This is a genomic window from Candidatus Krumholzibacteriota bacterium, from assembly GCA_016932415.1.
GTDB lineage: Bacteria > Krumholzibacteriota > Krumholzibacteriia > Krumholzibacteriales > Krumholzibacteriaceae > Krumholzibacterium.
The window spans coordinates 17,836-39,272 of record JAFGCX010000018.1; the positions used below are offsets into that span (position 1 = coordinate 17,836).

Consider the following 21,437-nt stretch of genomic DNA (forward strand, 5'->3'; position numbering starts at 1 on the left):
TTTGTCCCGGGGGTATTCGAGTTGATGAACATCTTGAATTTATCGATTAAAAGCAATTCCAGAAAAATAGCTGTAGCCATAGTAATCTCTTTAAGCCTGGCCTCATCGTTCAGTATCGTTGGAGCTCAGTCGTTGAATGATCTTCTCGTTCAGGGGAACAGCTATCATTTCAACGGTAATTTTTCAAAAGCGGAGGAAGTATTCGAGAATATCCTGAAGCTTGAACCCGGCAATATCTATGCGATGAACCAGCTGGGAGTAATCTATCTCAAGCAGAATAAAAATGATGAGGCGATGAGGATATTTTCGCAGGTACAGACAAGAGATCCGGAAGATTGTTTCAGCAGGTTATGGAAAGGGATACTTAATCTGGAGAAAGGTGATCTTTCCTCTGCTGAGAGCCAATTCGATAGTATTCTGAAACTTGATCCTTCTGACGCCAACGCCCATTATTTTCTGGGCGCTATATACCAATTCCGTCATCAATACGAGAAGTCGATAGATGAACTTGAGAGATCTAGGGAGTTGAATTCAAGCGAAGCAACTACACACTTCCGTCTGGCAGAGTCTTATCACAGTATGGGGCTTTTTAAAAATGCAATCCTTGAATACCGGAGGACTCTGGAGATAGACCCCGACTATACCGGGGCCTATGACGGACTGGGGTGGATAAGTCTGAATCTTGGTAATACCGATGAAGCGATAGGTTTTTGGAAGGAGATGTTGAGAGTCAATCGGGGCAATATAGGTGCGATTTATAATATTGCCTGGGCATACAACGATCTCGCCTGGAAGGAACTGGAAAAATGTTCAAAGAATAAGGCACTTCATTACTGGAAGGAGGTGCTCAAATACGACCCCGGAAATAAGGAAGCAAAGCATAATGTTGCTAAATATAAATAACATATCAGGTTATGCTAAAAACATGGACTGCGCAGTAAATGCGTGTTATATGATTTCAAATGCGGCTGTAGATAATAAACTTTAACAAAGGAGTCGGGTGATGAAGATCTTTTCAAGGTCAGGTGCTTTGGTAATTCTGATAGTAGCACTTGCAATAGCTTATTCAACACCAAATGCTCAGGACGAGGTATGGTGGGACGCTGAAAAGGATCCAAGTGGAGAGCTGGTAGAAAGAAGATCAATCGGTGACAATCATGGAACTGGTGATAATGCATATTTTAACTGGACTCGGGGGGAAATCGTTGTACAGGGAGTAGGGGTTGCTACCCCAGATGGCGGCAAATACCCCGTTCAGATGGAGGTCGAGGCAAAGAGAGCTGCAAAGCTCGACGCCATGAGAAATCTTCATGAAGCAACTGGAATCGTAGCCATGACATATAGTAGTACTGCAAACAAACAGATGCTGGAAAGTGATTACATTCAGGTTCAGGGTAAAGGGGCCATATCAGGCGCAAGGGAAGTCGGCAAACCGGTCATAGAAAAAGATGAAAAAGGCGGTATCAAGGTCTATATTTGGATGAAAATGTCCCTGTCTGGATTCACAGTATCACTCTATGACAAAATTAATGAGATCGAGACAAAGGAACGCGAGGTTACGCCGATTCAATCTTATGACATGGAAAAAATAAGGCCTGTAAAGGAAATAAATCCTTCGATCAAGGATGACACTTACACAGGTCTGATTGTAGATTGCACTGGCTTGAAAGGCAGGCCCTCGGTTTCACCAAGAATCATAACTGAAGACCAAAAAGAAGTGTACGGGAGCTTGAAGGTCAACAGGCTATGGCTTCTAAACCACGGTCTTGCCGGGTACGCCAGCGATGTAACTTCGGCAAAAAACCTTCAGAAGGACCGGATCGGAGATAATCCTCTCGTAATCAAGCCGGTCATGGTATCAGGTCTAAGCAGTGATTGGGCGGTCGTCGGTGATAAGGATGCGGAGTTGATAGCTAGCGCAAATAAAGAAGAGAAATTTCTCGACAAATGCAGGGTTGTTTTTGTCCTCGATTGAAGTTACAGATCGAATTAAATGATCTTGAGGTAACGATACTGATCGCAGAGAGGTAGTCGTCATGAAAAGATATATAATGACTTTTCCACTTGTGCTTATCCTTATTGTGAGCCTGTCTGTAGGGTGCGCGAAAAAACCGATTGTCCCGGAGAGTGAATTCGATTCTGCCACAAGCCATTACAACCAGGGTATGCGAGAGCTGAAAGCGGGGGATATAGATAAAGCCAGGTGGGAATTTGAAAGAGGCATCGGTTTGAACAGGGCAACCCCTCTGCCGTATGTCGGCATGGCGCTGGTGGAAAAACAAGCTGGAAACAGAAAAGAAGCATTTGAATATTTGAGCAAGGCCATGAAGGCGGATAAGAATTGCGTCGAAGCATATATAGCAAGAGCCGAGATAAGAGCGGCTTTTCAGGATGATGACTGGTACGAAAACGCCTTGAAGGATATCGATAAGGCATTTGAGAAAAATCCTGAAAGCGCAGCGGCTTATTTTACCGAGGGCAAGGTGCACGAAGGCGCTTACGATCTCAACGAAGCGGAGAAATCATTCAGCAGGGTCCTTGATCTGAAAAGGGGGCTGGAGAAGGAAGCGAACCTGGAGCTTGAAAAAATAACAAAAATTAAGAGAGCAGCCCCAGGCAGTAAAATAGGTATGAAAATAGGCCTTGTTGACAAGATAACACGAGGAGAAACGGCGGTTCTTTTTATCGAAGAGTTAAAGCTTGTTGAATTGTTGAGAAGAGAAGCGGGGGAGAAGCACAATACAGATTTTATAGAACCCGGAGATCCAGATTCTTCGAAACCTGGTAATTTCGATGGTAGATTTGCACCATCTGATATAGAAGGACACTGGGCGAAAAACTACATTGAATCCATCCTGAATGTTGGCATAAGAGGCCTCAATGAGTATCCCGACGGTAATTTCAGGCCGGATGAAACCCTGACTCGCGCGGAGTATGCTCTCGTAGTGGAGGACATACTGGACAAGCTTATTGTCGATGAAAACCTTTCGACAAAGTATATCGGCCAGACCAGCCCTTTCCCCGATGTCGGTTCAGCACATTTTGCCTTTAACGCTATTCGGGTATGTACCGAAAAGGGAATAATGAAGACAGGTCTTAAAGATAACTCATTTCATCCTGGCGACGCGGTGAGCGGCGCTGACGCGCTGCTGATTATCAAGGCGATCCAGGATCAACTTAGAACGGTTTTCTAAATGTTCTGACAAGAGGATATAAGTATGAAAAAGCACCATATTTTGTGGGCAGCTTTATTCGTGTTGATAATAACATCAAAAGACGCGTTTTGCGGGGGATCCGAGATCCTCAGGACCAGATTGCAGTCGCAGTATCCCATTGCCGGATGGACAGCGGATCAGGCCAGAGATCGCGCAAAAAATCAAATAAAGCGCGACGCAATGGAAGAATTGTGCGGGGCCAATCTTATAAGTACGACCCTCAGTAATAAGGGGATCCTGGTTGCTGATCTCATTGAAGCAGTTTCCGAAGGGAAGGTAACAGGTTTTAAAGAAATCGTTGATACGATCATTGCCAAAACCAGTGATTACGGCAAAACTGAATATTACTGTTATGTCGAAGCTGTTGTTGAGGTTCAATGTGACAGCGATAAACGGGACCCCGGGTTTCAATTGAAAACAGGGTTAAACAATGCTTTCTTTAGGGAAGGAGAAAAACTGGTATTAAATATTCAGTCCAGCAGGGATTGCTACGTCCATGTAATAAATATTCTGGAAAACGGTGAAATGCATCTGATATTCCCAAACCAGCTTCAGCTCGAAAATAAACTTCTTGAAGGAGATATTCTGACAATTCCAGGGAATGAAAACTTTGATATTGTTCTGCAACCGTTCGAAAACAGAGAAGAGACCAGTGAGGCGATGCTAATAGTCGCTACCAAAGCGGATATAAAAATACCGATATTTTCCAAGCCTGAAGTCGATGGAGACAAGATATCTGGCCCCGAGGTCAGCAGAGCGAGATATGTTTCCTGGCTTATGGGGATAGACCGGGATATGCGCACTGAAAATGTTGAGGCATACAGCATCAAAAAAAATTAAAAATAGTACTTCAATATGAAAGGTATTAGATGAAATTGAGATCTATCATTATAATTTTGGTGAACATATTATTTGTTTCCAGCGTTGATGCTCAAGAACCAGGATATAAATATTCGAAACCAGTTGTGACTATAATGTTTGAAAAAGGAGATGCGAAATTAATATCGAATCTAAAAGTTGAGTTAAAGAATTTACTGGATAATAATTATACCCTAAACTTTTCTCAGGACATAATGACAGAGAGAATTATAAAAGTTTATGTATTTAAACCAAAAAAGGGGCAGCGCAGAAATTCAGTATCTTACACAATAAATGCTAATTTGTTGATAACAGGTGTTGCTGAGGATAAAAAAGAAAAAGTGAAAGAGGCGTTGGGAATTCTTGGAACCGGGAGTGGACCCAATAAACAAATAGCCTATAATAAATCTATAGAGGCTCTGGCATCAGCATTTTCAAAAATATGTTTGTGGGCTTTTCCTATCAGCGCCAACGTAGTTGATATTGAAGATAACACAATATACCTGGATAGAGACAATAAGGCTGGATTGAATAAGGGGGTGTACTGTGATGTATTAAATATGAATTCGGAGAAAGTAGCTGTAGTTCAAATATTAAATACCACTGATGATTTTACAACAGCAAAAGTGGTAAAAGGTGGCGGTTTGATCGAAATAGGAAATACAGTTCAAACAAGACAGTTTTTAACCAAATACGGGTTCGGACTGGAATATCTTAGAGTCCCGGTTCTATGGAAGCCCGGGCAGATTTATAAAGAAGTAACAGGAAATAGAGTCGATGAATTATCGGATGCAAACGCTTTTATGGTTTCATTTGTGACAGACTTTGATATGCATGGGAGCCAGGTACGATTGGGTGGAGGCTATCTGAAAATAAACGATATGAATACAGTAATATTTGATGGATCAGTAACGCTTGCCAGATATTTAATATTTGACGAGCTTTCAGCGTCAATATCTTTTGGAGGAGGAGCTTTATTTCTAGGAAGCCAAAACTACAGCAGGCCTGAAGGTGATTATGGTGATGGTATTGATAACTCAGGAATAACTAAGTCAAACGCTCAGGGATATTTTCGTGCCGAGCCTGGCATTACGCTTCGTTTAAATGATAGTTTTTCAATTTTGTTTTTTGCGGGTTATTTTTATACTGGCGCTGGAGATGATTGGCAAGTAAATATGGGAACTTCAGAGAATCCTGATTATAAAAACCTGGACTCAGAATGGTTGGAGTATAAGAATATTCAGGTCAGTGGTTTCAGTTTTGGAGTAAAATTGTCGTTTGTTGGATTTAACATTTAGCGGTATTAAATGAAAAGTATAAATAAATTGAATGTGCGGCTTATAGCCTTCTTATTATTTATGAGTTTATTTACGCATATTGCTATTTATGCTGAAGCCATTCACTATAAAGAAATAGGAAAGTTGAGTAACTGGGTGAATGCTGTTGACATTCATCCATCGGGGAAAACGATTGCAATTGGCGGAGAAGGTGCAATTATTATTTATTCCATTGAAAATGAAATATTTCATGGAAGATTGGACCGTCACCAAAGTTATATACAATCAATTGTCTATAGTACATCGGGGGATGCTATTTATAGTATAGGTTGGGATGGATATCTAAGGAAAACATTTATTGATGCAAATGAAAAATTTAGTACTGCTCCCGGTTATGATGTGAAGCTTGGAATTGAAAGACCAATTGCTCTGGCGATTTCAAAAAATAACAGTATTTTAGCGACAGAAGCTTCAAATAACCGGATCGCATTATATAACCCTTTAAATTTAGAATTATTGGGATACTTCAACAAAATAGAAGATAAACCGGTCGAGATGGTATTTAGTGATATTGATAAGTTTTTATTTGTAGGCACAAACAAGGGGCAAATATATATATTTGACGTTGATAAAAAAACACTTCTTAAAAAATGGAAAGTACATTCTGGAAGCATCTCGGGAATAATACCAATGAGTTCAGGACAATTTGTTATAACTTCTGGAGACGATAAGAAAATCAAACTTTGGGATATACCAAAATCTAAGATGGTTAAGCAAAAGAAATTAAACGGTGCGGTTTCGGCCATTTCAAAAAGTCCTGATGGGAAATTCCTGTACGTAGCTGAAGGCCCGGGAAGACTTGATATTCTTGACGACGAATTTCAGGAAGTTGCTGAACCAATGACTCATAACGGGAAGGTGCTTTGCCTCGCAATGGACAAGAGTGGAAAATATCTTGGAGCGGGGTTGAACATTAATAAACTTATTGTTTGGCAACCCCATAAGATCAAAGAAATAAGAATGGTGTATGATCAGCCATGCAAGCTGGTTATGCAAGCGGAGTTTGATGACAATAATTCAATCATCCCCAACAAAGCTATTGATGGCGGAGAAAATGTCATTGTTCATGCTGAAATAGTAAATCAGGGAGAAGGCGTCGCTTATGGCGTCGTTTTGAAAGTGACAGGTGACAATAGTGGAATCGAATTCAATGACATTTATAAGGTTGGCAATATACTGCCTGGAGCCACGGAAAATGTCGATATAACCCTTAAGGCTTCACTTGATATTAAGGATGGAGATCTTAATCTTATTTTTCATGCCGAAGAGGACAGGCAGTATGATGCCAGGAGCGGTTTGAAACTAAAGGTATATAAGCTTCCCAAACCAGAATTTGTCTTTTCCGGATTAGAACTTGATGACAGTGGCAGAGGGCAGACAAGAGGCAACGGGAATGGCATCCCGGAAAATGATGAGATTGTCGAAACGGAAGTGTTTGTCAAAAACACAGGGAAAGGTCCGACAAAAAACGCGGAATTAACGGTGAGTGAATGTTCGATGGGTATAATAGTCTCTAAAGAGTCATGTGTTATACCGTATATCGCTTCTGGAAGTACAGGAAGCGCCAGGTTGCGATTCGAGATCCCCAGAGTCTATGGAAGTAATGATTTAAGTGTTACTTTTCAGGTTAAGGATCCTGTCACGGGAAAAAGCAATACGATCTCAAAAATCTGGGCTATTAATAAAAATATCCCTGTTTTGACATGCAAAATAGAGACAGAGGAATCTCTTGCAAACGGGAGAACATCAAAAGTAAAAGTGTCTTTAACCAATTCAGGTGATCTTGAAGCTGAAAATGTAATAGTAAAACTTTCCTCTGTCGGTGGCGTCGAAGTCCTGGCCAGTACTTCGGAACCGATACTGCGAATAGAGCCTGGATCCAGAGGTATAGCAAAATACTTCGATGTTCGAATCCCTGTCGACCACATGATGTCAAAGATATCCCTTCAGGCAGCAATCAGTCAGGATAACTTTGAAGGAACTACATTAAGTAAGGATTTCAGCGTTAAATTGAGAAAACCCGATATTGTATTTGTTGATCTGATCAGGCAGAATAACGTAACTCAAGGTGAGAATTTGGAGTTACACCTTGCCCTGAGAAACAATGGAGATTACGAAGCTCGTAAGCTTTCCGTGCATATAGACTTCGGTCGCCTTGGAAAGAACCGTATTTTCAATATAGATAAAATCGCCGCGGGTGATGAAGTCACCCTGGATAAAATCAACCTTATTATACCATCCGGTATTGCCCCTGGACGATTAGATGTAAGTATTATCGTCCGACAAAATTATTTCGCAGACATGACCAAAATTTATACCTACGATATAGAAGAAGCAAATGTGGCGGTAACTTCCGTAAAACCGGTTAATCCGAACTTGCCGATAGGAAGCGCAAGTATATCGACTGGATCTAGAACTAGAAATGACAAATCTACAATAAAGCTATTCAACATACCTGATAACAACGAAGTATTAACTGACAGGTATCGGATTAAAATTGTAGCTAAATCACCTTTTGGCATTGCGGATGTTATGACTATAATAAATGGAGAAACACAGGACAGATTAAGTGAACGTCCTTCCGATCTGACGATACTACATGCGTCGGACGATATGGATATTAACTATGACGTCGAACTTAAGAATCTCAAGCCGAATAGCACAAATACCGTTGAAATCAGATTGAGGGATAAGAGAAACGAATTCGAGTCCGTAACAGAAGAAATATATTACAGAAAAGAGGAATTAAGGATAGCTGCTGAACTGGATCCCAATATAGATGTAAATATTCCTCCAAAGCTCAAGAATATGAACGAAAATTCTGTGGCACTTCTGATAGGAATTTCGAAATATCAGAAAAAAGATATTCCTGACGTGGATTTTGCGATTATGGACGCAATCGCGGTAAAGCAATACCTGATAGAGTCATTCGGGTACAATCAGGATAATATAATTGAATTGTATGATGATCAGGCAACCAAAACCCAGATTGAGATTGCGGTCAAGGAGATGCTTCACGCTAAAGTGGAAGCAGGAGTATCAAATCTGTTTATCTATTACTCCGGACACGGGGGACCCAATATTGAAACCAAACAGGGATATCTCCTCCCCTTTGATTGTGATCCAGAACCAAGGCGCATTAAGATCAGCGGATATCCGCTCAACGAATTTTACCAGGACATATCAGAGCTTAAAGCGCGCGACGTGACAGTAGTAATAGATGCCTGTTTCAGCGGTGAATCGGATGGAGGATCAGTAATAGGAGACGCAAGCCCGGCAGCTCTGGTTATCAGTAAAAAGGGCCTCAGTCAAGGAAATGGAATTTCATTTACCGCTTCAAGCGGAGCCGAGATAGCAACATGGTACAGAGAGAAAAAACACGGGCTTTTCACTTATTATTTCCTGAAGGGACTGCGAGGTGAAGCGGATATGGATATGGACAAAAAAATAACAGGAAACGAACTGCAATCTTATATCCATAAAAATGTCAATAAAAACGCAGCTTCAAGAGGTAGAATACAGAATCCCGAGATGAGCGGTAACGGCAATCGGATTATACTTGATTATAATAACTAGATTGTCGAAATCGTACTAATATATCTTACTCTCAATATGATGAATTTCATAAATAATCATGAAACTGTATTTTTTCTGCTGATAAGCTTGGTAGCAATCAACAGAACCACAATGATAAGAAATACCCTGTCTTCCCAGAGCAGGTTCATGAAACTCCCCGGATTTCTTATATAATCCCCAAGATATTTATTCATTCGGACTGATGTATAGATCAACGTCAAAGATCCGGTTATAAATAGAACCGTATTTGCGAATATCGAAGTGTGAATCGCGTGTCTTGATACCGTTTGAACATTGATGCGATTTCCCTTCCCCTTAGAAGAAATAAAACCGGTGTCGGATGCTTTTCTCCGCGGAATCAGATGAGTAGACAAATAAAACAGAAATGATATCATCAGAAGGGTGATTAAGACATAATGGATCTTCTCCGCGTCACTGATCATATCCCAGCCGGCGGGTAAAACAGCAGTGGTATTCAAAGGGTGCCTGGTCGTGGCATTCTCAGAATCGATGTCGGAAGTTTTATTTTCTGCTGTCTGCCCGTCGGATGTTCTTATGGATTCAATGATGAACTCGGCGGAACTGTTGTTTTTATCGATTTCAAGAACACTGTTCATGCACGCGTACGCTTCCCTGAACATGCCGTTCTGATAATAGGTAAGGCCCAGGTTATAGTACAGGCCGGAGTTGTTGTTGCCGGACTCAATGGCGTTGTTAAGTACAGTGATAACATCTTCAGCATCATCTCTTATCGACAGGAATACCAGAAGACTCGCGAGTGAATCGATATTGTCCGGATGAGAATCGACATGTTCTATCAATCTTCTGATTTCACGATCGTACTTTTCTGCCAGATCTTTGCTTATCAGTGAGGAATCAATAGCAAGCATATCAGGTACAATATCATCTGTATCAGTGACGATCGAAACAGGTTCGCCAGACAGCACAACTTCTTCAGTTTTATGCCATCTGGAAGAAAAATACCGTTCGATACGGTATCCAAAAGGCATATTGTATAAAAGTATTCCCAGCAAGATAAGAATAATGAAAGCGACAGAAAATTCAGATACCGTCCTGGCAGGTTTTGAAGCTGACTTAATAGTAGCGTTTGTACCGAGTTTGTGAAGTTCCAACCAGTGGAATGCGGCAGGTATATTGATAAGTCCCGAACCCTGCTCGTTTCCGTTGTGAATTTCGTTTATTTTGTTGGAGCCGGCCTTTAGAGCACTTTTCATATCGTCAGGTTTTAGAAAATCGGGCATACCGCGTTCAGTGGAATAAACCTGATACAACTCTCCCAGAAGTGCTGCTGCTCCAGCCGCATGCGGAGCGGCCATACTTGTCCCAGACATGCTGGCATATCCGCCACCAGGAGCGGCGGCTGTAATATTTACGCCCGGAGCAATTACATCCGGCTTTTCCCTTCCATCGGTGGTTGGGCCACAGCTGCTGAAGGAAGCCAATTCACGGTCTTTAGTCATAGCCCCGATGGTAAAGGAGTGAAGTGCGTTACCGGGACACGTTATTGTACTGGACGAGAATTCAACGCCTTGCGGACTTTCTGCTTCATTTCCCGCAGATACTACGACAAACACGCCGTTTGACGAGACATAGTCTACAGCTTTGCATATTGGACATGTTCCATCTCTTGATGTGCTGGAATCTCCGAGACTCATATTTACAACATCAACTCTCATCTCTATAGCCCATAGAAGGGCATCTATGATCATTCTTCTTGAAGTACATCCATCTTTGTCGAAAACCTTTGCGATAAGAAGCCCCGATCCAGGGGCGACACCTTTATATTTTCCAGACGAAGCGGATCCATTCCCGACGATAATCGATGCCACATGGGTTCCGTGTCCGCTGTAATCATGACTATCCATGTCAGGTGTAAAATCTTTTATTTCCAGGATCGAATCCTTTAAATCAGGATGTTCCCGGTCGATACCAGTATCAATAATACAAATTCTTATGCCATCGCCGGAAGGAGGAGAATCTTTTCCCGGAAGCTTAAATGGCAGGAGGATCTTGTCATGGTTGACTATCATTCCGACGCTTGCATCCAGGCAATGCTTGATTTTACCTGTTCCATCGTAGATGCCGTTGATATGAGGTGTTTTTTTTAGCGGTATTAATTGGAAAAATGGTATTTCCGCCGCGAGCATATTCAGTTCAGGATATTTTTTGATATTTCTTGCGCCTCTTGAGCTTATGGTATTTTCAAATTCCTCAAGAGAGAGAAGATCTCCAATTTCGATCAGGGAATCAAGAAAGTGAACATCCTTAATTGCGAAATCGTCACCAATCTCTTCATGACTGGAATCGATATTATTAATATTAAGACTTTTTGCGCTAACAGCTATTTTTTCATACAACGCAGGTTCAATAAAACCCATAGTTTCACCCTCAGAGTTATTGTGAAAAAAAATCAGTCTCTCACATCTGGAGTAATATCTCCTTCGGCATCAAATATTTTTGAGACATTAAACAATTGGAACAGGAGAGGTATTTTATTTACAGGAAGGTTTGCAACTATCATATTCATGAATCCATAAATATTGATAATTTCTAAGTCTGATGGCAGATCAATATTGAGAATATCTTCCAATTTTGTGTTTAGTGATTCTGGGCTTGATTTATTTTCGTTTGATCCTTCCGGAAGATTATCCGATATCTCTATGATGACTTCAATGGTTGCCGATTCGATGTCCATGATATTATTCAGCTTTTCGACAAGCTTAACGTCAATTTTATCGATCTGTTCCGGTGACAGGTTTGGAATTTTCAATTTAGACCACCAATAGTAAGCCGGCACGAAGGCATATACATTCATTCTGTAATTATTACAGGCTCAATTTATGTATCATAAAACCACCAATTTATATACCAAATTAACATGTTTAATATTCAACCAGCACCCGGCTTTTGTCCTTTGTCAATAAGTCAGGTGTCTGTTCACGATCCAGGAACGCGGCGGTTTGCGAGACATTTGGCTTGATATAATTGAATAGTTCCCCGACAGTTATTGAGTTGTCACCGTTCGAATCGGCAAGTCCCTGAAGACCTTTTAGCAGAAAATATGTAAATATCCCATGACTCTGCTCCGGGTAATAACTGCTGATTTCCATGCCACTTGCCGCTGCCATCACCGTTACATTGTTATATGAATCATTACGTTTATGAAGCTCAATTACAGCGGGCCTTGACCCCGCAAGGAGTAATTCCTTTTCGCGGCTCTGCCCGCTGAAACAGGCATCAAGCAAAATTGTAACTGAACTTAACTTGAGGTCGTCCATTGTACTGTAGATGTCAGGCAGAGATAAACCGGAAGTCATGTAATTTGGATCGACATCGGAGGGGATGATATATGGTTCTTTCCTTTTGAGGTTTGGGGCTCCATGACCGCTATAAAATATATAGACATCACTGTCTTCAGTGATTCTCCGGGCGATCCATCCGTCTTTGTCGAATATTTTCATAAATTCGGCTGCTGTAGCATCCTCATTGACGCGATAGATAATGTTCCTGTCAGGTATTCCCAATATGTCCAGCGCGTAATTATAGAATGCGCCGGCATCCCTGGCCGCGTATGTTACGTCAGGAGCATACTTGTATTTTTCAATGCCTATTATTACTGCGAAATCATCGGGCTCTGAATTTTTTGACTTCCTTTTTATTCGATCGATATCTGATGTAATAGCGGGAAGTGGTTTAATGTTAAGCTGCGGGGTCGGTATCTTCGCAATGTCTATATCAATAATATTTGATGACCTTTCATTCATTTTAAGAGCAAGGTCAATAATTTTGCCATAATGCCCTTTTGATTCAGAAAGTTCCACCTTGATCGGGATGTTACTTCTTGAGAAGCGCTTGGTAGTATGAAAAAAGAAAGAATATTCCCTGTATTCACCGGGCGGAATGTTTCCTATGTTGGAAATATCCTTTTCCATTGGAACGAACAGGTTGGGAACGCTGTGATCGACAATTATTTTAGCGGTAACGTTTTCTGCTGTCCCAGTGCCAAAATTTTGTATAAAAGCAGTTACAACTATCGATTCATTCGGTTCTATGATTGAATTTTTGTTGCCGTACGCGTCTCCATCCTCACTGTCATCTATAGCGATTTTTTCGATTCTAAGGTCAGGTGGCTCATACCGTTTTGTTTCAAACCGGATATTTACAGGATCCGCGTCGAATCCGAACTCCTCGACTGCCTGTATTCTGAATTGCCTGTCAAGGCTGGTAATATTGTACTCCGCTTTTATGGGGTAGTGTAATTCTTTTCTGCTGTTTGGGTTTAACCGCTCGACAATCTGCATTGCCGAAAAAATCAAGCCCTCAGCCGAGCCAAGTGGAGAAAGGGATATTCTGATGTTCTGCGCCTCTCCCTTACCTTTATTTGATAGAAAAAAGGATATTTTACCTGTCTCGTATCCATCAAGTGCGTTGTTTCCAGAAGGTTCTTTAAAAACAATATTCTCTATGACAAGATCGGCCGGATAGGTAGGGGAAGAAAACTGTCGTTTTGTCGGTATTTCAAGGACTATCGATTTACTCTGGCTTTCTCTTGTGGACGCATCAACTGTCAATCGGGCAGTTCCAGATTCAATATTATCCGTTCCTTTTATAGTGAAAAAATAATATCGGTTTTTACCGGCTGGAAGAGAGTCAATTATTTTATATTCAGGCGACAAGGAGATAAGACCTGAACGCGTAGGTCTCAGCATCAGTTGAACATTATTCGCGTCACCATCTCCAATATTATCCACTTTTACGGATATTATGACTGAGTCCTGGTCTGTTAAAACAGTATAACCACTCTTTAACGCAGCGGAAACAACAAGCTCAGGTTTTCCGGTTGGAATTATATTTATGATTTTTTGTGCGGATTTTTGAGTAGGATTACCACTGAATTTATATAAAACGAAGGATTTTGTTGTAGTTCCATCATCAAATGTCGCGCCCTTAATGGTTACCGTATATCCCAGTCCAAGCATGTGGCCGGGTTTTGATTCGGTACCAATATTATTCATTTTCAGAATCAGTTGCTTACCCTTTATTTCATATGAACCATCCCATTTTGCATTGGCATATTTACACCGGGTTGGAACATCATCCATCCTCAGGTGAGGATAATCCTTGATGAAGCAAACCTTTGATTTGTCGGAATAATCTATGCCATAGCCCTTTATACCAGTTACTGAAACTCCTGAAACATTACTGCTTTTCGAAGTGCTGTAATTAGCAGGAGCCCCATACACTGAAAAACCTTCCGACCCTTTGCTGCAAAATGAGATCAACCCATCTCTGCCCCCTCCTCCCAGCATGATAAATTTGACATATCTGGCAGTTACTTTTACTTTTTTTGGGCTTTGATTATACTTCAGGTTTGTGACCAGAGTCCAGCGGTCCCATTTTATTCCATCAATAGAATATTCCAGAACGCCGTCAATGGTCTCCTTGTCATTTGCACCAGCATAGAATACGGCAGCGCTTAATTCGTACGTGCCCGGCAACTGCATCTCTATGCTTTCACCGACACGCAACACGTCCCTGCAGGGGCCTTTAATCCATTCAGCCTGAGCTTTTGAGCAAGTAAAAACCGAAATGATCATTATTATCGACATAAAAATGGATATACGCCGCATAAAATGAACTCTCCTTATCTATTTAAAAGCGATTATTTGTCCATATTATTACAATCCCTGCAATTCCCTCAAGGCAATCCTATACCCGGGAATTTGAATTAACAAGCAATAATTTGCCTTCATATGTCGTCATCGTAGATTGGTAAGAGAAAGGTCCAGGTCATCATCCCATTTTGTTTGATCGTCATATTTGGCTTCATTGAGATTGATTCCCTTTAGTATTGTTTTTCTGAAATCGGCTCCGTTCAGGATCGCTCCGGATAAATTTGAACCTTCAAGGTTTGCGTTTTGTAAATTGGCGTTTGTAAGGTTCGCTCCAGCGAGGAAAGCGCGTGAAAGATTCGCGTTTGTCAAATCAGCGTTTGATAAGTCAGCTGTTCTGAAAGAGACATCGGATAAATTACAATGGCTGAAATTTGCGGTTCGAAAATCGGTATTATCCAAATTAGCCGAATGGATCCCTTTACTAAGGTCCGCATTTTTGAACGATGCCCCGATTCCTTTTGCTTCGCCGGCATTTATTTCAGGCAATACAGCTCCTTCAAAATCAGCCTGACTCAGGTCGGCATTTCGCATAAAAACATTGTACCCCGTCACGTTTCGTAATTTTGCGCGAATGAGAGAAGTTTTATGAAACATTGAGCTGCCAATTGATGCATTATCAATCATCGCATCCTCCAGGCATGCTTCTTCAAAATTAGCCGATAACAATTCGGATTTAATGAACACTCCATTTTTAATATCAGCGTTTAAAAATTGAGCATTATTAAGACACGTTTCCTTGAAGATAACTCCCTTCAAGCTTGCCTTGCAAAAATTCGTTCCCGATAGATTCAATCCGGACAGGTCCTCTCCTTCAAGGTTCCTGTCAGATAGATTAAGAGTATTTGACCCGACCAGAGCGAGATTTTTCTCGACATGTTCCCGTGTAATATGTTCCTGTCGTTTAATTACTTCTTCACGTTCCAATTGTTTAAGTCTCATAATTTCCTTTTTTAGGGGGGCAATATCTTCCTTCAGGTTATCCCGGTAATGAATAAAATGTATAATGCAGATCGAAACGTATATAATAACAACAATCAATAACCCGACTCCGAATGAATGAAACCCATTAGTAATATTATTAGTAACAATACAACTTCTAAAACCAGTAATGATTGAAATGAGAATTCCGCCTAATCCAATAAAAGTGGCCCAGATTACAAGTTTGTCAGAAAATTTTTGAGCGTGTTCGGTTTTTATTAGATCTATCTTCTTGTCTATTTCGTCAATGTGTTTATTCATCTAAAATGCCTCCGCTGATAATTGTATTATCTCATCAATAATGGATAAAACCGACGCGCGATACGTTTGAATGTAAAGCTATACGGTAGTATACTGATGATTGTACTTATTATTTGTTCTCTTTTTCAAGCTATTCTTGTGTATTTGTTCTGGAATTGAATTGTCACTGGTTCATGGAAAAATATCAGGGCGGTTATCGTGAAATCTGTTCCCGGATCGTTTTGGCCGCTTCGAGCAGTGCCGCGGTGTCTGTCTTTTCGCCGATACGGTTATCCGAGATCGCCTTTATCAAAGCTTCGACCGGGAATATGCCCGATATTTCCAGCAGGACCAGCATCATGACAAGGGTCGACTCCTTCGGATTGACCGAACCCCTGAAGTCGCCTGTCAGCACTGAAGCACCTGTCGAGGGAAGAGTAATCGTCGAATCGGCCAGCACCGATCCTTCTGTCATACCCTTGATCCTGTTGCTCAAATAAGAGGTTCCGTCTTCCGAAGAGACCAGGACCCAGTCTATCTTCGTTATGCCGGTATATCCGATGTCGCGCGGGGAAAGAATCACCTCGGCCGCGGAGAACCCGGTCCCGACGGTGACAGGATAACTGCCTTTTTTCGTGGCGTTGAGACCCGATGAGACAGCAGCTGTTATGAAGATCTCTGCCGCTACCTGGACTCCCTCTCCCGCAGATCCGCTTACGAGGACCGTAAACTGATCATCGAGAGCGTGTGAGAATTCAAAAGGGACCGGACTGAGCGAACCGAGAAGCGATGAGACGGCGGCGCGGGGCTCGACATCGATCTTGTTGGCGTTCTCATTCATATGCGTCTCGAGAGGCAGATTGAATGCCGGCCCGATGTCGGCGATTTTAATGTCCCTGTTCTGTTTGATCCCGTAGGCTGGACATATCTCGAGGATCTCGACGAGGGAGAATCCCTTTATCCTGAAAGCTTCAACGAGGCTGTCGGAGAAATCGCCCCTGGCGGCTATCCTGCTGACGTACGCGGCGCCCGCGTCCCCTGTGATCTTCACCAGGTCGAGAGGTTCCTCTGTAAAGCCTCCTATCGGTGAACGGGTCCTGAATCCGCCCGGAGTGAGGTCGCTTCGCTGACCTCCGGTCATTCCATAGAGCATGTTATTATGAACAATAACGGTCATATCGAAATTACGGTGAGCGGCTCCGATGATATGATTGATCCCTATTGTGCTTCCGCCGTCGCCGATAAAGACGATAACTTTTTTCCGCGGGTTGTTGAGGGCCGCTGAAATTCCGACGGCAAGAGCCACCGAACGGCCATGAAGTCCGTGGACTGTGTGCGTGTGCGACTTGCGGTCTATTATACCATGGCATCCTATGTCTGTTACCATTATGACGTCAAGCGGATCGATCCCGATTTTTTCAAGCGCCGCGGCGGTGTGGCGGATGATCAGGTTATGGCTGCATCCCCTGCAGAACGGAAGGTCCCCGCTGTCTATATACCTGTTATCCATGGGTCTTCACCTCCTCGATGATCTCATCTGGAGTAACCATCCTTCCGATGGCGTTGACTCCAGAGACACCTGGACGTGAAATTCTGCCGAAAAGGATATGCCTCATCTGGCCCGTCAGATTCTCCTCAGCTACTATCACCCTGCCGTATCTGCCAAGAATCTCCGTATAGGACCCGGGTACGGGGAAGATCGTCTTCAGGATGAAGAGAGAGACTTTCAGGCCTGTCGACCTCATCGTCGCAACTGCTTCCCTGGCGGCCTGCGAGGTCGTTCCATAGGATACGACGATGGCTGTTGCGCCATCATCTTCATCCAGTTCGTAAAAAGTATACGAAGAAATATTTTTTTCAAGTTTCGCCTGGAGCCTTTTCGTGTTATCGAGAGCCTCGGGAGTGCTGTTCTGAAGGATTCCCTGCGAGTCGTGCGTCGAAGCGGTGAGGCGGACCTGGTGTTTTTTGTTCCCAACCGGAAGAAACGCCGGCACAAGGTCTTCTTTCGGATGATAACTTTCGAAGGGCCGATCGCCGGGAAAAAGTTCATGGGTTATCGCGTTGATTCCGGAGAGAGACGATATGTCGAAACTTCTCCTGGTCATAACGTCTTCCTTGGATGTCAGAAGCACGACAGGGCTTCGCAGCCTGACAGCCATCCGTACCGCTTCAGCAGGGAGCGTCCAGCAATCCTCCATGTCCGACGCGCAGATGGTCGGAAGAGGATATCCTCCCGATATTGCTCCCTGGAGAAGCAGCAGGTCTCCCTGCGCGCCGAGCGTCGCGGTCCCGGTAGCGGGACCGCGACGCTGCGCCAGGACGATCACCATCGGAAGCTCCATCATGAGGGCCATGTTTATAGATTCGATCATAAGGGCGAATCCGGGAAAAGAGGTCGCGGTGACAGGGATTCTGCCCGCAGCGGCAAACCCCGACATCCACTGGATGGTAGTAATCTCGTCGGGAGCGGCGAGCGCTATGGGAAAACGTATCGCGCCGAACTGGTAAAGGAGGTTCGCCGGCGTTATGGGGTATCCGATAAAGACATCGGCCCCCGCCCGGGCGAGCGATTCTATGATCAGAGTCGATCCGTCGACCAGGACGATGCCGGGTTTTTCGGCCATCTTTATTTTCGCCGTCATTTCGAACTCACCGATTTACTCAGGTAATACATCTTGCTACTCGTTGCCGAACGCTGACATCCCGGTCAGGTGTTCACCGATAATGAGTGTATGGATCTCAAAGGTCCCTTCGTACGTGTGGACCGACTCAAGGTTGCACATATGGCGCATCGTCTGGTATTCAAGGGTGATCCCGTTCGCTCCGAGCATACCGCGCGCTTTCCTCGCGCCCTGAAGCGCGGCGTTGACGTTGTGTCTCTTTGCCATCGAGACGTGGTAGTGCTTCATCCTGCCCGAATCAGCGAGCCTTCCCAACCTGTGCCCCATAAGCTGGCAATTGGTAAGATCGGTCGCCAGTTCGGCAAGCTTGCTCTGCGTTATCTGGAAAGAAGCTACGGGCTTGTTGAACTGGACGCGTTCGCTCGTGTATCCCAGGACTTCGTCGAAAACCGACTGCAGCGCGCCTGTCGCGCCCCAGGCGATCCCGTACCGCGCCGATGTAAGGCACATCAGCGGGCTTTTAAGGTCGTCCGTGCCGGGAAGTTCCCTGTCGGCGGGGATCCTCACGTCCTCAAGGATCAACTCGGATGTGACAGAGGCACGGAGCGATACTTTGTGCTTCTGTTCGGGGGAGGAGAATCCGGGATCATCACTGTGTACTATGAATCCCCTTATCTTTCCCTCTTCGTCCTTCGCCCAGACGACGGCGATATCGGCGATCGAACCGTTGGTGATCCACATCTTCGTACCATTAAGGACCCAGTCTCCCTTGTCTTTTTTCGCGCGGGTCAGCATCGAACGCGGATCCGATCCGGCGTCCGGTTCGGTAAGCCCGAAGCAGCCCACGATCTTGCCGGCGGCGAGTTCCGGCAGGTATTTCTTCTTCTGCTCCTCCGAACCGAATTTCCATATCGGGTACATCACAAGGCTTCCCTGCACAGACGCGAAACTCCTTACGCCTGAATCCCCTCTTTCGAGTTCCTGGCAGATCAATCCATATATCGTGTAAGAACATTCCGCTCCGCCGTATTCGGCCGGAACGAACGGTCCGAGAAATCCCAGTTCCCCCATCATCGGGATCAGTTCCTTCGGGAAGGTCGCCTTTTCCCAGTGGTCCGCGATAACAGGGATCACTTCCCTGTCTACGAATTTCGCCGCTGTTTCCCTGACAAGTATCTCTTCTTCACTCAGAAGTTCATCGAGGTTAAAAAAATCGAGAGCCTTAAAAGACATGCCATACCCTCCCAAGACTTTTTACGGGCTGTTTCACCAGCCGGAAAGCTGATGAAAAGACCAGTTATTAAGGCCGAACATAATATATGCAGGGTGTCTTTACAAACGAAAATGGAGGGTCCGAGCCGGAGCCGTGGCGATTTGCCGCGGGCGATCCCGCATGATTCGGACGAAAAACGAATATTCCACGCCGGGGCCATTTCCACTATCGAAGAAGAATCAGTTTCCTCGACCCGGTGATGTCGCCGACAGTGTATCTCAGAAAATATACTCCGCTCGCCACTTCGAGGCCGGCATCGTTCCTGCCGTGCCAGAGCGCTTTGTATGCTCCCTTTTCGCGATAAGAGTCGACAAGGACTCTGACTCTTCTGCCGCCCGTGTCGAAGATCTCGAGGCGCACCTTCGATCCGGCCTCGCAGAAATACGGTATTGTCGTAGTCGGGTTGAACGGATTTGGATAGTTCTGTCCAACGGCGGCGATTACCGGGATATCGGAGCCGGAGTGTGCCGGGACGGAAAAAGTGATGTCGAAGGGAGGAAGCCCCGTATCGATCGGATGGGAAGTGATCTCCATATCGGTGGCGGTATCGTATACGCGGATCCCTGGATCGGTCGGCGTCTGGTCGGCGAGGAAAAGCTCTCCATACGGAGATATCCCGATATCGTTGATCACCCACGCGCCGGGGGAGTAGAGCGTCGCCGTCTTTGTCCCAGAGGCCCGGTCGAAACTGACCAGTTCTGTATGGAAACTCGAATTCGTGACGACCGCGTAACCTTTCGCGCCTCCCGCAAGATCGAAGTTGTTGATATCTCCCCCCGCCGCCGTCTCCGTGAGAAGATACCCTTCCGACTGAAAGGTGTAAGGGTTGATTATCTCAATGCCGCCGTCCTGCATCCCGAACCAGCCGACGCATGAAAGATGAAGCTTGCCCGAAGCCTCATCGAAGATGATCTCGGAAAAAGGGTTAGTTCCGGTCAGCGGTATCGATTGCACGCCGGGGACCGCGCCGTCGCAGTCGATGAGAGTGTCTGCGGCGCAATCTATCACGGCGATATAGCTGTCGCCGACAGGGCCCCAGTAGTTGTTCCTGTCGATCCGCTGGATCGCAACGAAGAGTATGTCATGCTTGATGAATATATAAGCCATCTCGCAGAGGCCGTCGCCGTCGGCAAAGGATGAGAGGTCTATGCTGCCTGTGATCTCCCCGGTGATCGTGTTCATGATCAGCAGTTCATTCGTGTCGAAGGTGGAGATATAAGCCTTCGTCTCAGACCTGAAGGCGATATCCTGAGGGTTCGACCCGTTCCCGGTGGAATACTGTCCGATCGTAGCGTACCCGGCGCCGGGATCGAGTATCTGGATATTATCCGCTCCGCCCCTGTTGACGACATATACAAGCTCGTTATACCACCTTGCCACCGCGTCGCTGTGTATCGAAGCTATTCCAGTCGCGGTAGTATGCGATCCGTCGAGCAGGATCCTCGCCGCCGATCCGGACTCGTAGTCCGTTGTCGTGACGAAGGCGTAATCCACGGCGCCGGCGGAAAAAGGGAATGAAATAACGAGCAGGCAGGTCACGATCACTGCCGCAGCCGATCTGTTGAGATTTCCGTTCGACCTGTGCCATCCTGATACTTTTACTGACGACGATCTTCCATCGAAACCCGTCATTATCGTTCCTC

At 44.4% G+C, this 21,437-nt stretch carries 14 protein-coding genes; 6 read left to right on the forward strand and 8 right to left on the reverse strand.

Translation table 11 applies throughout. The features are described from left to right. Positions 1 to 24: 24 nt before the first annotated feature. From JW814_06705 to JW814_06730, 6 genes are all read left to right on the forward strand, one after another. A complete protein-coding gene (locus JW814_06705; GenBank protein MBN2071134.1) occupies positions 25 to 903 on the forward strand; it encodes a tetratricopeptide repeat protein in 879 nt (292 codons plus the stop codon). Positions 904 to 1,003: 100 nt separating this feature from the next. Further along, entirely contained in the window at positions 1,004 to 1,975 is a 972-nt protein-coding gene (locus tag JW814_06710; GenBank protein ID MBN2071135.1) for a hypothetical protein, read from the forward strand. 61 nt (positions 1,976 to 2,036) lie between these two features. Further along, positions 2,037 to 3,194, forward strand: coding sequence for an S-layer homology domain-containing protein (locus tag JW814_06715; GenBank protein MBN2071136.1), 1,158 nt, complete (start codon positions 2,037 to 2,039; stop codon positions 3,192 to 3,194). 24 nt (positions 3,195 to 3,218) lie between these two features. Then, a complete protein-coding gene (locus JW814_06720) occupies positions 3,219 to 4,055 on the forward strand; it encodes a DUF4384 domain-containing protein (GenBank protein ID MBN2071137.1) in 837 nt (278 codons plus the stop codon). 29 nt (positions 4,056 to 4,084) lie between these two features. Continuing rightward, complete coding sequence (locus tag JW814_06725; protein ID MBN2071138.1) at positions 4,085 to 5,371, forward strand: hypothetical protein; 1,287 nt, start codon at positions 4,085 to 4,087, stop codon at positions 5,369 to 5,371. A 9-nt stretch (positions 5,372 to 5,380) separates the two neighbouring features. Further along, a complete protein-coding gene (locus JW814_06730; protein MBN2071139.1) occupies positions 5,381 to 8,986 on the forward strand; it encodes a caspase family protein in 3,606 nt (1,201 codons plus the stop codon). A gap of 56 nt (positions 8,987 to 9,042) precedes the next feature. Here the strand turns inward: JW814_06730 and JW814_06735 are convergent, their stop codons facing one another. The 8 genes from JW814_06735 to JW814_06770 form a co-directional block, all read right to left on the reverse strand. Then, positions 9,043 to 11,385, reverse strand: a complete 2,343-nt coding sequence (locus JW814_06735) for a S8 family serine peptidase (GenBank protein ID MBN2071140.1) — start codon at positions 11,383 to 11,385, stop codon at positions 9,043 to 9,045. 32 nt (positions 11,386 to 11,417) lie between these two features. After that, entirely contained in the window at positions 11,418 to 11,777 is a 360-nt protein-coding gene (locus JW814_06740) for a hypothetical protein (GenBank protein ID MBN2071141.1), read from the reverse strand. A 112-nt stretch (positions 11,778 to 11,889) separates the two neighbouring features. Beyond that, complete coding sequence (locus tag JW814_06745) at positions 11,890 to 14,637, reverse strand: caspase family protein (GenBank protein MBN2071142.1); 2,748 nt, start codon at positions 14,635 to 14,637, stop codon at positions 11,890 to 11,892. A gap of 129 nt (positions 14,638 to 14,766) precedes the next feature. Then, positions 14,767 to 15,921: a pentapeptide repeat-containing protein gene (locus tag JW814_06750; protein MBN2071143.1), complete on the reverse strand. Its 1,155-nt coding sequence runs from the start codon at positions 15,919 to 15,921 to the stop codon at positions 14,767 to 14,769. A 193-nt stretch (positions 15,922 to 16,114) separates the two neighbouring features. Then, entirely contained in the window at positions 16,115 to 17,410 is a 1,296-nt protein-coding gene (locus tag JW814_06755) for a 2-oxoacid:acceptor oxidoreductase family protein (protein ID MBN2071144.1), read from the reverse strand. Then, positions 17,403 to 18,542 carry a hypothetical protein gene (locus JW814_06760; protein ID MBN2071145.1) on the reverse strand — a complete coding sequence of 380 codons (1,140 nt, stop codon included), beginning with the start codon at positions 18,540 to 18,542 and terminating at the stop codon, positions 17,403 to 17,405. Before JW814_06760 ends, JW814_06755 begins: the two co-directional genes overlap by 8 nt. Before the next feature lie 36 nt (positions 18,543 to 18,578). Next, the gene (locus tag JW814_06765; protein MBN2071146.1) at positions 18,579 to 19,754 is read right to left on the reverse strand and encodes an acyl-CoA dehydrogenase family protein; all 1,176 of its coding nucleotides are present in this window, start codon (positions 19,752 to 19,754) and stop codon (positions 18,579 to 18,581) included. 205 nt (positions 19,755 to 19,959) lie between these two features. Then, positions 19,960 to 21,426 carry a T9SS type A sorting domain-containing protein gene (locus tag JW814_06770; protein MBN2071147.1) on the reverse strand — a complete coding sequence of 489 codons (1,467 nt, stop codon included), beginning with the start codon at positions 21,424 to 21,426 and terminating at the stop codon, positions 19,960 to 19,962. Between the last annotated feature and the right edge of the window lie 11 nt (positions 21,427 to 21,437).

Bases quoted from the DNA above. Each gene is read 5' to 3' on its own strand.
- JW814_06720 (MBN2071137.1), top strand. From the start codon at position 3,219: ATGAAAAAGCACCATATTTTGTGGGCAGCTTTATTCGTGTTGATAATA.
- JW814_06765 (MBN2071146.1), bottom strand. From the start codon at position 19,754: ATGTCTTTTAAGGCTCTCGATTTTTTTAACCTCGATGAACTTCTGAGT.
- JW814_06745 (MBN2071142.1), bottom strand. From the start codon at position 14,637: ATGCGGCGTATATCCATTTTTATGTCGATAATAATGATCATTTCGGTT.
- JW814_06770 (MBN2071147.1), bottom strand. From the start codon at position 21,426: ATGACGGGTTTCGATGGAAGATCGTCGTCAGTAAAAGTATCAGGATGG.
- JW814_06755 (MBN2071144.1), bottom strand. From the start codon at position 17,410: ATGGATAACAGGTATATAGACAGCGGGGACCTTCCGTTCTGCAGGGGA.
- JW814_06710 (MBN2071135.1), top strand. From the start codon at position 1,004: ATGAAGATCTTTTCAAGGTCAGGTGCTTTGGTAATTCTGATAGTAGCA.
- JW814_06725 (MBN2071138.1), top strand. From the start codon at position 4,085: ATGAAATTGAGATCTATCATTATAATTTTGGTGAACATATTATTTGTT.
- JW814_06735 (MBN2071140.1), bottom strand. From the start codon at position 11,385: ATGGGTTTTATTGAACCTGCGTTGTATGAAAAAATAGCTGTTAGCGCA.
- JW814_06715 (MBN2071136.1), top strand. From the start codon at position 2,037: ATGAAAAGATATATAATGACTTTTCCACTTGTGCTTATCCTTATTGTG.
- JW814_06750 (MBN2071143.1), bottom strand. From the start codon at position 15,921: ATGAATAAACACATTGACGAAATAGACAAGAAGATAGATCTAATAAAA.
- JW814_06760 (MBN2071145.1), bottom strand. From the start codon at position 18,542: ATGACGGCGAAAATAAAGATGGCCGAAAAACCCGGCATCGTCCTGGTC.
- JW814_06730 (MBN2071139.1), top strand. From the start codon at position 5,381: ATGAAAAGTATAAATAAATTGAATGTGCGGCTTATAGCCTTCTTATTA.
- JW814_06705 (MBN2071134.1), top strand. From the start codon at position 25: ATGAACATCTTGAATTTATCGATTAAAAGCAATTCCAGAAAAATAGCT.